The organism is Dickeya sp. NCPPB 3274, from assembly GCF_000406205.1.
In the GTDB taxonomy this organism is placed as follows: domain Bacteria; phylum Pseudomonadota; class Gammaproteobacteria; order Enterobacterales; family Enterobacteriaceae; genus Dickeya; species Dickeya fangzhongdai.
Genome location: NZ_CM001979.1, coordinates 2,696,041 through 2,708,164, shown reverse-complemented (window position 1 = coordinate 2,708,164; position 12,124 = coordinate 2,696,041). Strand labels below are relative to the sequence as shown.

Below are 12,124 nucleotides of genomic sequence, written 5' to 3'. Positions count from 1 at the left end.
AAGGAGCAAGCGATGAAACCGATGAAGGAAATGAGGCAACAGGGTTCGCAGTTGCTGCGGGTGTGGAATGGCTTCTTCAATTTTTACGGCGCGGCGATGCTGCTGTTTCTGATCGTGCCGGTGTTGGTGATTGTGCCGCTGTCGTTCAACGCCGGGTCGTTCCTCAGCTACCCGCTGGCGGGCTTTTCCCTGCGCTGGTACCGGGAATTCTTCCACTCTAGCGAATGGCTCAGCGCGCTCGGCAATAGCCTGCTGATTGCGCCGCTGGCGACGGTGCTGGCAACGGTACTGGGCGTGCTGGCGTCGGTGGGGCTGGTGCGCGGCGAGTTTCGCGGCAAGTCGCTGGTGATGGCGGTGTTGATTTCGCCGATGATCGCGCCGGTGGTGATCGTGGCGGTAGGGATGTTCTTCTTTTTCGCCAAGCTGTCATTGCTGAACAGCTATATTGGCCTGGTGCTGGCCCATGCGGTGCTGGGCGTGCCGTTTGTGGTGATCACCGTGACCGCGGTGCTGAAAAATTACGATCAGAACCTGACCCGCGCCGCCGCCAGTCTGGGCGCGCCGCCGTTGCTGGCGTTTCGTAAGGTGACGCTGCCGTTGATCGCCCCCGGCGTATTCTCCGGGGCGCTGTTCGCGTTCGCCACCTCGTTTGATGAAGTGATCGTCACGCTGTTCCTCGCCAGTCCGCGCCAGCGCACGCTGCCGTTGCAGATGTTCGCCGGGATCCGCGAAAACCTCGATCCGACCATCGCCGCCGCCGCGACCATGATGGTGGCCGCCGCGCTGGTGTTGCTGGTGGTGATGGAGGTGCTACGCCGTCGTGCGGAGAAACTGCGCGGCGGGCGTTGATTCCGGCGGTGGGTTGATGTCAGTAGCCATGTCTATTAAGCGCCCTTGCCGGAATTGGCAGGGGCGTTGTTGTTTGTTATAGCGGCGGTGCGATTGCATTAATCTACTGGCGTTGTTTCTGATTCAATGCGGCGCAAAATAATCCATCCGGTAATTTTCCCTCTGTTGAATATTTATTCCTTTGGATATTAATCCTGCTGTTATTAAAAATAATAACAATAAAAATCATGCAATTAATGTTTTTAACGCAATTGTGAATGCAGGCGGCTTGCATTGTTGATTTATTACGTCATTCTTAAAGAACTCTCTGTGTTTTCCATAATTTTATAATGCGCCATGATGGCGATATTTTTTGTGCTTTATTTTTCATTCCTTGAAAAACGGATTTGTTGTTTTTATAAAACCAATCATGTCTGGGCGAGGGTTAATATGAAAAAGTACATTATCGTATCAATGATGGTGCTGTCGGGCTGTGCAGTAAAACCGGAAGTATCGTATCAAATAATTCAGGGTGACAAACCCGTCGGCGAAAAACTGCTGGATAAAAAGATATCCGATAGCTTTTATCTGGCATCATCCTCGGTGATTTTTGAGCCTGAATATGAAAAAAAATCCAATGGCGAAAATGGCGCTTTAAAATATAAGGTCACTGTATTAAATCATGATTACAAGAAATTCAAAGTGGGTATTTCTCCTAAAGAAAGTCTGTTCACCAAAACAAACATTAGTATGTCCAAAATTGAAAATACAGACAGAGTGAAAGACATTGGAGTTGATACAGAGGATAACAGAGAAAAGGCTGTTAAAGAGTTTGGTGCATTGGCGATTGCAGTGACTAAATTTATACCAATACCTCTCTCTTCTACGAATAATAATAAAACCGTTCAGACTAAAATAGTCGAAACTAAAATCGTCGAAACCAAAACAGTAGACATTGACGACAAGATATTAAATGAGAATGGAAAATCCATTGATTTATCTGATGGTTATAGTGCGGAAATAGCATTGGGGAGTGTGCCCGTCGATGCCATTTCTGCCGACTGGGTTGTGCCATCATTGCCGGAGAATCTGGATAAAATTAAGCACCACTTTATCTATGCTTCCTGCAGAGATGGTGTCATTAAGGTAAAAAAGGCAGGGGCAGTTGAAGAGACTGTTTATGTCAGAGTGAATGACCCAAGATATTTGCAGGCGGTGGCTTTACCGGTGAAAGGGAAAGTGACCACCCATTCTCAGTGTGGCGTGTCGGTTGTTACCGAAAAGAATAGCCAGTCAACGGATACCGCCGTCTTAACCGCGTTGCTGAATGAAATGAAAAACGTTAAAGACGCAGTGGCGAAAAAGTAATGCCATTACCTGCCGGGTTGCTGCCTGATATAACGCACGGTTGAAAGGTATTGGCATTGGATAGTCGCGGCCTGGGCCGCGACTATCCCTGAAATGCCGCCTAATCAGAACCGGAACGTGGCGGTCGCGGTAACGCGACGTTCGCTGCCCCAGTAGCAGGCGTAATCGGTATAACAGCTGGCCACGTACTGGCGATTCAGCAGGTTATCGACATTGACGGCCAGGCTGGAGCCGGGCATACCGAACGCCGCCAGATCGTATTTCACCATCGCATCCAGCAATCCGTAAGGCGCCACCTTAAAGGTATTGTTCGCATCGCCGTAGGAACTGCCGACGTAGCGCACGCCGGAACCGATGGTCAGCCCGCTGAGCGTGGAACGGTTAAAGGTGTAATCCGCCCACAGCGAGGCCTGATTGTTGGGAATCTGATACGGGCGTTTACCTTGCAGATCGGTGTCGTGGGTATATTTGGCATTAACATGCGAATACGCCGCCGTCACGTTGATGTTCTGCGTCAGCGCGCTCTTGGCTTCCAGCTCCAGCCCACGCACCGTGATTTCACCGCTCTGAACACTAAAGTTGGTGTTGTCGGGATCGGTAGTCAGGTTGTTGCTCTTGGTCAGCGAATAGACCGCCGCCGTCAGCACCAGCGGGCGATCCTTCGGTACGTATTTCACCCCGGCTTCATACTGCTTGCCGAGCGACGGTTTGAAGGTCTGGCCGCTGGCGCTGGCGCCCGATGTCGGTTCAAAGGATTCGCTGTAACTGAAATATGGCGTGATGCCGTTGTCAAACAGGTAGTTCACCCCGCCTCGCCAGGTAAATTGTCCCTGACTGTTCGAGTCGGTGGTCCCGGCGGTGCGATTCTGCGCCGAGGTTTTCGCCCGGTCGTAACGCCCGCCCAGCGTCACCAGCCACTGATTCCACTGTGCCTGATCCTGCACATAAACCCCGGTCTGCTCCTGACGATTCAGGTAGTTCCAGGGCGACAGCGAATCCGCTGGAATGCTATCGTCGCCGTAAGCCGGATTCAGCAGGTTCAGCGATGATGCCGAGCCAAAGTACTCGTCGATATCGTTGCGCATCCGCATGTAATCCACGCCAAACAGCATCGTATGACTGACATCGGCGGTGGAAAACGTCGCCTGCGCCTGATTATCGACAGTAAAGCTGTTCAGGCGTTCGTGAGAGATAACGGATGCGCGATCCATGACATACGGCAGCGATGCGGAAATGCCCGACCCATAGATGCCGCTGTACTGCGTTTCCAACTGCATATAACGCAGGTTCTGCCGCACGGTCCAGGTGTCGTTAAACGCATGTTCGGCGCTGTATCCCACCATCTTCTGGTTACGCGCCATCTTGTTGCTGGCTTCGCCATCGTTAAACGACGTGGACAGCTTATGCTGATTGCCGTTGCTGTCGAGGAACGGATTAACCGTGCCCTGACGCGGCAGCCAGCCGTAGAAACCGGCATACGGGTCGTTCTGGAAATTGGTCAGCAGCGTAAAGCGGGTATTTTCATCCGGCTGCCAACTGAATGATGGGGCGATGGCATAACGTTTCTCTTTAGCGAAATCCTGCTGGGTATCGCTGCTTTTCGCCACGCCGGTCAGGCGATAGGTGTACACGCCTTGATCATCGATCGCGCCGCCGAAGTCGAAGCCGGTCTGAAACAGGTTATCGGTTCCCATCTTGAACTGGACTTCACGGATGGTTTCAGCCGTCGGCCGCTTGCTGACCAGCGCCACCAGGCCGCCCGGGCTGCTTTTGCCGTACAAGACCGACACCGGTCCGCGCAGCACTTCCACCCGCTCCAGCATGTAAGGATCCAACGACGCTTCCGAATAGTTGTCGCCCTGCAATTTCAGGCCGTCGAGGTACTGGTTGGTGTTGACCGCGGTGAAACCACGCAGGTTAACCACGTCATAGGTGTTTGAGCTGCCGCGGTTGCCGGCAAAAACCCCCGGCGTATAGTTCAGCGCGTCTTTGACGCTGACCACCTGACGCGTTTGCATCTCTTCACTGGTCACGACGGATACCGACTGCGGATTTTTTTCAATCGATGTGTCGGTTTTGGTGCCGGTGGCGCTGCGTTTGGCGGCAATCGTCGGTGCGGCGCCCCACGCATTTTCCGGCGCGGCCGCCGTTGAGGCGTCAACGTTGATGGTGTCGTCCGCGTAGGCCGTTACCGATGCCGTACCCGCCAGGGCGGCGGAAATCAGCAGCGCCAGCGCGCGTTTGTGGGCATGCGAAGGGGAGACCTGGCCGAAGCCTGCGCCTTGTATTGTTATCATTACGATTTCCCTGACTATTTTTAATTAAAAACAAAAGAAAATGACAATCATTATCATAATCAATAACGTTAATACTGTCAGAGAAAGAATTCGTAACCTGATGTGTACGAATGTAGAGATAAGGTAAAGCGAAGAGGCTTACGTGAAACAGACGGTGTCACAGGCTGGGATGGCGAGGTGGTTAACCCCGCGTTACCCGCCCGCGCGCCGGAGCGGGTAACACATGCGGCATAAGGGCTGATTTATTGCGCCTCGGCAAAACGGATCGGCAGCTGTTTGTCGATAAAAGGCGCGAGTTTATCCGCCGGGATCGCCGGTTCCACCACCAGGGTGGTGATATCTTCGCAGGGGATGACATGGTAGCGGGCGATAGCCGGGAGCTTGTCCGACGTCATCGCCACCACGATCTCGTTGCTCTTGCGCGCCGCCGCCTGCTTGAATTCCGCGTCTTCGTAGTCAAACACGGTCAGCCCTTCGGCGGCGTCCAGCGCGCAGCCGCCCAGAAAACAGAGGTCGAAATAGATATTCTCCAGCTGTTTTTGCGGTGTGATGCCAAGCGCGCCGCCGGTGCGCGGTTGCACTCGTCCGCCGAGCATGATCACCTCCGCATGGGATGATTTCATCATTTCCAGCGCGATAGCGGGGGAGTTGGTCACCACGGTCACGGATAACGAGGCCGGAATCGCCCGGGCGATAGCCAGATTGGTGGATCCGGAATCGATAAACACGCACTGACCCGCCTGAACCAGCGTCGCGCAGGACTGACCCAGCCGATCTTTGGCCTCGCTGTCGGCAGCGGCGCGGGTGATGAAATGACCGTCAGCGGGAGCCAGGCTGACGGCGCCGCCATAGACCCGTTTACACACGCCTTCGCGCGCCAGTTCCTGCAGGTCGCGCCGTATGGTGTGTTCCGATACCCGCAATTCCTGCGACAACAATGTACAGACGACCCGACCTTCATTGCGCAGACGATCCCGGATCAGGGATTGTCGTTGCTCAGGAAAAGATGCATAATCGAGCATAATCAATCCTTATTTATAAAAAAATCGATCACAACGAGCAGAATCAAGCATCATGATACGATTTGTCAATCCAATATTGTTGATGCGCATTCTATCGCAAGAGGTGAATACCATGAGTCAGCCACTGCCGGATATGGCGTTTTTTCATACTTTGGCCGACGCGGCCAGCCAGCAAACCCTGCCACGTTTTCGCTCACACCAGAATCTGCATGTCGGCAGCAAACCCAAAGAGGGATTTCGCTTCGATCCGGTGACGGATGCCGATCGGGAAGCGGAGCGGGCGATTCGGGCGTTGATTAGCGAACACTATCCGGAACACGCGATTTTGGGCGAAGAATTCGGTGCGACCGGCAGCGGCGACATTCAGTGGATTCTGGACCCGGTCGACGGCACCCGGCCGTTTTTGTGCGGGCTGCCGGTATGGGGCACGCTGATCGGGCTGTTATATCAGGGCCGTGCCGTGATGGGCATGATGAGCCAGCCGTTCACCGGCGAGGCGTTCTGGGCTGATGGACGGTATGCCTGGTATCGCGGCCCGCAGGGGGAAGGGCGAATCGAGACCCGCAAAAATGTACCGCTTGATCAGGCTATTCTGCATACCACGTCGCCGGAGCCGATTGAACGTCATCCACAGATTCGCTTCGCCGAACTGACTGAGCGCACGCTGATGACCCGTTACGGCGGCGAATGCTACGCGATGGCGATGCTGGCCGCCGGGCACATCGACATCTGCCTGGAGTATTCGCTGCAACCTTATGACATTGCGGCTTTTATCCCGATTGTGGAGCAGGCGGGCGGCATGGTGACCACGTTACAGGGCGAACGGCCGGAAGCCGGCGGGCAAATTCTGGCGACGGGGTGCCCGCGTTTGCATGAACAGGTGCTGCAAGTCCTTAATGGATAGTTTACTGACTAGCTTAATCGATAGTTGATATGCGGCGCGCGCCGCGGCGGTTATTGGTCAATACCTTTCACACGAGATCTTTCACACGAGACAGTATCGTTTATGCCACAGTTAACGGATTCCCTGAAAAATTCCCCTATGTCGGGCCGCGTCATCGACGAACCCGGACGGCGTGAACAACGGGCGACGCGCGTCATGTTTTTTCTGGCCGGTTTCGCCACCGCCGTCTGGGCGGCGCTGGTGCCCTTCGCCAAGCTGAATACCGCTGTCGATGACGGTACGCTCGGCCTGTTGTTGCTGTGTCTGGGCGGCGGCGCGCTGGTGGCGATGCCGGTTACGGGGATGCTGACCACCCGTTTTGGCTGCCGTAAGGTCATCGCGCTGGCGGTGCTGCTGTTCAGCCTGATGCTGCCGTGGCTGGCGGTGATCCCGGATACCCTGTTGCTGGCGATCGCGCTGCTGGTGTTCGGCATCGGGGTCGGCACTACCGACTGCGCCATGAACGTGCAGGCGATTCTGGTCGAAAAGGCGGCGGGCAAAGCCATGATGTCGGGGTTTCACGGGTTTTACAGCATTGGTGGCATCGTTGGCGCCGGGGCGATGAGCGGCATGATGTCGCTGGGGCTGTCGCCGCTGGCGGCCAGCCTGCTTAGCGTACTGGCGGCGGTCTTGTTATTGCTGACGCACCTGTCCGGCCTGCTGACGTACGCCAACCCGCCGGAAGGCCCGGCGTTCGCCATTCCCCGCGGCGCGGTGCTGGTGCTGGGCCTCATCTGCTTTGCCGTATTCCTGGCCGAAGGCACGGTGCTGGACTGGAGCGCGGTCTTCCTGACCGAACATCGCGGGATGCCGGACACGCAAGGGGCGCTCGGTTTTGCGTGTTTTGCCGCCGCCATGACGCTCGGTCGCCTGACCGGGGACCGGGTGGTGACGACACTGGGGCCGCAACCCGTGGTGATGCTGGGGGCGTCGATGGCGGTCGCCGGTCTGATGCTGGCGGTGTGGGTGCCGCTCTGGCCGGTGGCGTTGCTGGGGTATGCGCTGATCGGGCTGGGGTGTTCCAATATCGTGCCGATCATGTTCTCCGCGATTGGCCGCCAGACCAGTATGCCTCAGGCGGTCGCGGTGCCGGCGGTGACGACGCTGGGCTATCTCGGGGTGTTGGCCGGACCGGCGAGTATCGGGTTTATCGCGCATCACAGCAGCCTGTCGGCCGCGTTTCTGGTGGTGGCGGCGTTGCTGGCGCTGGTTGGGCTGAGCGCCAAAGCAGTGAAGGTCTAATCGTTCGGACACATGACGGAGAAGAGTGATGATTAAGCTGATTATTACCGATCTGGACGGCACGTTTCTCAACCGCCACGGCGAGTTCAATCAGGCGCTGTTTGCCGAGGTCAGGGCGCTAATGCAGCGCAAGCAGGTACAGTTTGCGCCCTGTACCGGCAAACAGTGCGACCGGGTCGAAGAACTGTTCGGCGCACCGGCGGCGGATTTCTGGATTCTGGGCGACAGCGCCACCCGCATCCGGCACCGGGGCGAGTACGTCTACCAGTCGCTGATCGACAATGCGCTCGGCCGGCAGATGATCGCTACGCTGGACACGGTGAATCAGGACCATGTGATCATCGCCTGCACCCCTGACGGCGCGGTGCTGAAGGATTCGCTGGCGCCGGCGATGATCGAGAAAGTGAAAAAATCCTACGCCACCGTCCGACTGGTGCCGGATTTCAACGCCGTGCGGGATGATTTCGTCAAAATCTCCCTGTTCGATGAGAAAGGGCGTTGCCATCAGACTCGCACCCATCTGGCGCCCTATGACGAACGCGCTTATATCGTGGTGTCCGAAGCGGCCTGGATTGATATCGCCGATGTCGGGGTGCACAAAGGCAGCACGGTGGCCCGATTGCAGGACATGTTGCAGGTAACGCCGGAAGAAACCGCGGTCTTCGGCGACGGGTTAAACGACATTGAGCTGATGCGTTGCGGCGACTACAGCTTCGCCATGCGTAATGCGTTTGAGGAAACCAAGGCCGCCGCCCGCTTTATTACCGGCTCCAACGACGAAGACGCGGTGATGCACACCATCATCCGGCTGCTGAACTTGCAGCCGGACAGAGCATAAATCCAGCGTAGTGGTCGGGAAGCAACGGTCGAGTGGAGTGGTAGTCCGTGCTAACCACCACGCGTTGTTAGCTTTCAATAAACTCCCGATACCACTGCCTGAGTCGATCGGTGATTGCGCGATTCGCCGGGGAAAATTCCCGTCCATCGAGCTTACGCACCGGGGTGATGCCCGCCAGCGTGCCGGTAACGAAGGCTTCGTCGGCGGTCAGCGCCTCCGCCAGCGTGAAATCGTCCGCCCGTACCGTCAGGCCGTGGGCGTGAGCCAGCTCGATCACCGTCTGGCGGGTGATGCCGTTAAAGCAGTAGCGGCCGCTGGAAGTCCAGAGTTCGCCGCGCCGCACGATAAAAAAGTTGGTGGAGTTGCAACTGGCGACGAAACCGTGCGGGTCCAGCATCAGCGCCTCGTCAGCGCCGGCCTCGATCGCCTGCAGCAGCGCCTGAATCAGATTCAGGCGGCTGTGGGAATTGAGCCGCAGGTCGAACACGTCCGGCGTGCTGGTGCGGTAGCTGGAGGTGAACAGCGCCAGTCCGCGTTGTTTGGCCGTTTCATCCACCACTTTGTATTCCGCCACGCACACCACCGTCGCGCCGCCAAGGATAAAGCGCGGATCCTGATTAGGCGTGCTTTTGCGCCCGCGGGTGATCATCAGCCGCAGGTGCGCGCCGTCGGTCATGCCATTAATAGCCAGCGTGCGCTGCAAAATGTCGATCAGTTCTGCACGGTTGTGACCGATATCCAGCCGGATGGCGGCCGCGCCGGCCAACAACCTGTCCAGATGGGCGTCGAGGGAAATCAGGCGGCCGTTGACCAGCCGCAGGCCTTCCCAGACGCCGTCGCCGCAGACGTAACCCGAATCAAACACCGATACCACCGCCTGCGAGCGATGCACGAATTCACCGTTGACGTACACCAGCACGTCGTCGTTGCGGGGATCCTGCCGGTAAGCCTGACTGCTAACGGCGGAAGGGGATGAAGCGCTCATGACGACTCCTTAAAACGCGCGTTCGGCGAAGCGGGCCAGAAACGCCTGCGTGCGGGGTTGTTGGGGATGACGCAGCACCTGTTCGGCGCTGCCCATTTCGTGAATAACGCCATCGGCGATGAAAATAACCCGGTCGGCGAAGTGCCAGGCGAAGCCCAGCTCATGGGTCACCAGCAACAGGGTGCGCCCGTCGTCCGCCAGCGCGCGAATGGTGTGCAGCACTTCGCCCACCAGTTCCGGGTCAAGCGACGAGGTGGGCTCGTCGAACAACATGATTTCCGGCTCCATCGCCAGCGCGCGGGCAATCGCCACCCGCTGTTGCTGGCCGCCGGACAGATTGCCGGGGCGGGCGTGGAGTTTGTCCGCCAGCCCGACTTTCTCCAGTTGCCGGCGGGCAATGACCGCGGCGTCGGCGCGCGGTAGTTTTTTCACCGACAGTAGCGCTTCCTGCACGTTTTGCAGCACCGTCAGGTGCGGAAACAGATTGAACTGCTGAAACACCATGCCGACACGCTGGCGCACCGCGCACAATTGCTTTTCCGCATAGCGTCGCGCGCCGTCCGGCAATGGTTGACCCAGCACCTCGCCGTCCAGCTCGATGGTGCCGCCGCTCGGCACCTCCATGAAGTTCAGGCAGCGCAGCAGGGTGCTTTTGCCGGAACCGCTGCCGCCGATAATGGCGATTTTCTCCCCGCGCCGCACATCAAGGTCGATGCCTTTCAGCACCGGCTGACCGTGAAATGCTTTGGTCAGTCCGCGCAGCCGTAAAACGATATCCTGCGAATCAGTCATAAAGGGTTACCGGGTTGATAAAGGTTATCGGGTTGATAAAGGCGAGCGCCAGCGCCGCTCCAGCCGCGCGGCCAGATAGCTGCCGGGCCAGATCAGCACGAAATAGAACAACGCCACCACGGTGAGGATTTCCAGCGGCCGATAGGTATCGCTGCTCAGCAGTCGGCCCTGATACATCAGTTCATTGACCGCCAGCATCGACGCCAGCGAGGTGACCTTGGCCAGTTCGATCAGGCGGTTGGTCAGCGCGGGCAACATGCGTTGCAACACCTGCGGCAGGATCACGCGGCGCAGCGCCAGCGGGTAAGACATGCCGAGCGCTTTGGCGCCTTCCCACTGGCCTTGCTCCATCGATTGCAGACCGGCACGGAAGATTTCGGTGCTGTAGGCGGCGGTGTAGAGCGTCAGCGCCAGCGTCGCCGCGCCAAAGGTGCTGAACTGGATGCCCGCCAGCACCGGCAGAGCGTAGTAAAACCAGATCAGTTGGATCAGCACCGGCGTATTGCGAAACAGCTCGACGAACGCCATCACCGGCAGACGCACGGCGCGGCGACGCGCGGTGCGGGCGATACCCAGCGCCAGCCCAAGCAGGGTGCCGCCGATGCCCGCCAGCAACCACAGCTCCAGCGTGACGCCTAGCCCGCGCAGCAGCACGGGCAACTGTTGCCAGATAAAGCCAAAGTTCCATTGATAATGCATCGGCAACCTCACTGTACACGGGCGTAAGACAGCCGCCGCTCGACGTACTGGCTCAGCAGGCTAAGGATAAACAGCAGCGTGAAGTAGAGCAGCGCCGCCAGACTGTAGACTTCCAGCGGACGGAAGCTCTGACTGTTAATCTGCATCGCCTGATACAACAGCTCGCCGTAGGCCAGCGACGACGCCAGCGAGGTGGATTTGATTAGCTCGAACGAGCGCTCGATCAACGGCGGGATCATGCGCCGTAGCGCCTGCGGCAGGATCACGCGGCGCAGCGCCAGCGGGCGCGACATGCCGAGCGCTTTGGCGCCTTCCCACTGACCATCGGCAATCGACAGGATGCCGCCGCGGTAAACCTCGGCGTAAAACGCAGCCGACTGCGCCGACAGGGCCGTCACCGCGGCGGCGAACGGCGACAGGGTCAGCGGGCTGACGACCGGCAGCGCGTAGTAAATCCAGAAGAAATGCACGATGGCGGGCGTGTTGCGGTAAAAGCCGATGAACAGGTGAGCAGGCAGGCGCAACAGCCGGGTGGACGACAGTTTCATGGCGGCCAGCAGCGCGCCGGCCAGCATCCCGATCAGAATGCTGGTAAACCCGATGCGGACCGTTCCCCATAGCCCTTCCAGCAGCAACGGCCACCAGTGCGGCAGGGCGGAAAAATCCCATTGATAACGCATGTGTTTTTCCCTGATAACGCCAATGGCGTACGAATTGTTATATCGATAATGTTTTTTATATCCACCGCATCTTAACAGCCGAAAAATGTGATAAGTAAATGCTAAAAAAGCGGATTGATAGCCGATTTTTGGCTAAGGAAAGCGGGAAATTCGCTGAGTCGCGGGTAGAAAATCGGGCTGTCGATGACAGCCCAGCGACGGTTGACAAACCACCATGTTTTTTTGCGAACGGTGAATTTTGTCTGGTCAGTGAATCGTTTCGTGCGGGATAAACGGCGTAGTTTCTTTGCCATTTCATCGCACGCACGACAAGGATAGGCTCAAACGCCGCCTCTCCTTGACCTCAGGCTAGTGGCTAAACCGTGCCGCTGACGCGGTTCCTTCGGCATTCGCCTTCGCTGTTCGGGCCGCCCGTGACGCGTTCCTGACG

At 57.6% G+C, this 12,124-nt stretch carries 11 protein-coding genes; 5 read left to right on the top strand and 6 right to left on the bottom strand.

Going from position 1 to position 12,124, the window contains the following annotated elements; all coding sequences use genetic code 11:
* Positions 1 to 30: 30 nt before the first annotated feature.
* Both DXX3274_RS12280 and DXX3274_RS12275 read left to right on the top strand, forming a co-directional pair.
* Positions 31 to 849 carry an ABC transporter permease gene (locus DXX3274_RS12280; protein ID WP_038920993.1) on the top strand — a complete coding sequence of 273 codons (819 nt, stop codon included), beginning with the start codon at positions 31 to 33 and terminating at the stop codon, positions 847 to 849.
* A gap of 429 nt (positions 850 to 1,278) precedes the next feature.
* Complete coding sequence (locus DXX3274_RS12275; RefSeq protein WP_152495258.1) at positions 1,279 to 2,196, top strand: hypothetical protein; 918 nt, start codon at positions 1,279 to 1,281, stop codon at positions 2,194 to 2,196.
* A 104-nt stretch (positions 2,197 to 2,300) separates the two neighbouring features.
* Here the strand turns inward: DXX3274_RS12275 and fhuA are convergent, their stop codons facing one another.
* A complete protein-coding gene (fhuA, locus tag DXX3274_RS12270) occupies positions 2,301 to 4,493 on the bottom strand; it encodes a ferrichrome porin FhuA (RefSeq protein ID WP_042859992.1) in 2,193 nt (730 codons plus the stop codon).
* Positions 4,494 to 4,735: 242 nt separating this feature from the next.
* Positions 4,736 to 5,515, bottom strand: a complete 780-nt coding sequence (locus tag DXX3274_RS12265) for a DeoR/GlpR family DNA-binding transcription regulator (protein ID WP_042859991.1) — start codon at positions 5,513 to 5,515, stop codon at positions 4,736 to 4,738.
* A gap of 112 nt (positions 5,516 to 5,627) precedes the next feature.
* Here DXX3274_RS12265 and hisN point away from each other — a divergent pair, with 112 nt between their 5' ends.
* From hisN to DXX3274_RS12250, 3 genes are all read left to right on the top strand, one after another.
* Positions 5,628 to 6,419, top strand: a complete 792-nt coding sequence (hisN, locus tag DXX3274_RS12260) for a histidinol-phosphatase (RefSeq protein WP_042859990.1) — start codon at positions 5,628 to 5,630, stop codon at positions 6,417 to 6,419.
* A gap of 102 nt (positions 6,420 to 6,521) precedes the next feature.
* A complete protein-coding gene (locus DXX3274_RS12255) occupies positions 6,522 to 7,700 on the top strand; it encodes an MFS transporter (protein WP_042859989.1) in 1,179 nt (392 codons plus the stop codon).
* Positions 7,701 to 7,728: 28 nt separating this feature from the next.
* Complete coding sequence (locus DXX3274_RS12250) at positions 7,729 to 8,538, top strand: HAD family hydrolase (protein WP_042859988.1); 810 nt, start codon at positions 7,729 to 7,731, stop codon at positions 8,536 to 8,538.
* Positions 8,539 to 8,605: 67 nt separating this feature from the next.
* On the opposite strand, the gene DXX3274_RS12245 is transcribed toward DXX3274_RS12250, so the two are convergent.
* The 4 genes from DXX3274_RS12245 to DXX3274_RS12230 are packed head-to-tail and all read right to left on the bottom strand — an operon-like array spanning position 8,606 to position 11,694.
* Complete coding sequence (locus tag DXX3274_RS12245) at positions 8,606 to 9,523, bottom strand: aminotransferase class IV (protein ID WP_042859987.1); 918 nt, start codon at positions 9,521 to 9,523, stop codon at positions 8,606 to 8,608.
* A gap of 9 nt (positions 9,524 to 9,532) precedes the next feature.
* Complete coding sequence (locus tag DXX3274_RS12240) at positions 9,533 to 10,315, bottom strand: amino acid ABC transporter ATP-binding protein (protein ID WP_038658117.1); 783 nt, start codon at positions 10,313 to 10,315, stop codon at positions 9,533 to 9,535.
* 24 nt (positions 10,316 to 10,339) lie between these two features.
* The gene (locus DXX3274_RS12235; RefSeq protein WP_038919234.1) at positions 10,340 to 11,014 is read right to left on the bottom strand and encodes an amino acid ABC transporter permease; all 675 of its coding nucleotides are present in this window, start codon (positions 11,012 to 11,014) and stop codon (positions 10,340 to 10,342) included.
* 8 nt (positions 11,015 to 11,022) lie between these two features.
* Positions 11,023 to 11,694 carry an amino acid ABC transporter permease gene (locus DXX3274_RS12230; protein ID WP_042859986.1) on the bottom strand — a complete coding sequence of 224 codons (672 nt, stop codon included), beginning with the start codon at positions 11,692 to 11,694 and terminating at the stop codon, positions 11,023 to 11,025.
* Positions 11,695 to 12,124: the final 430 nt, after the last annotated feature.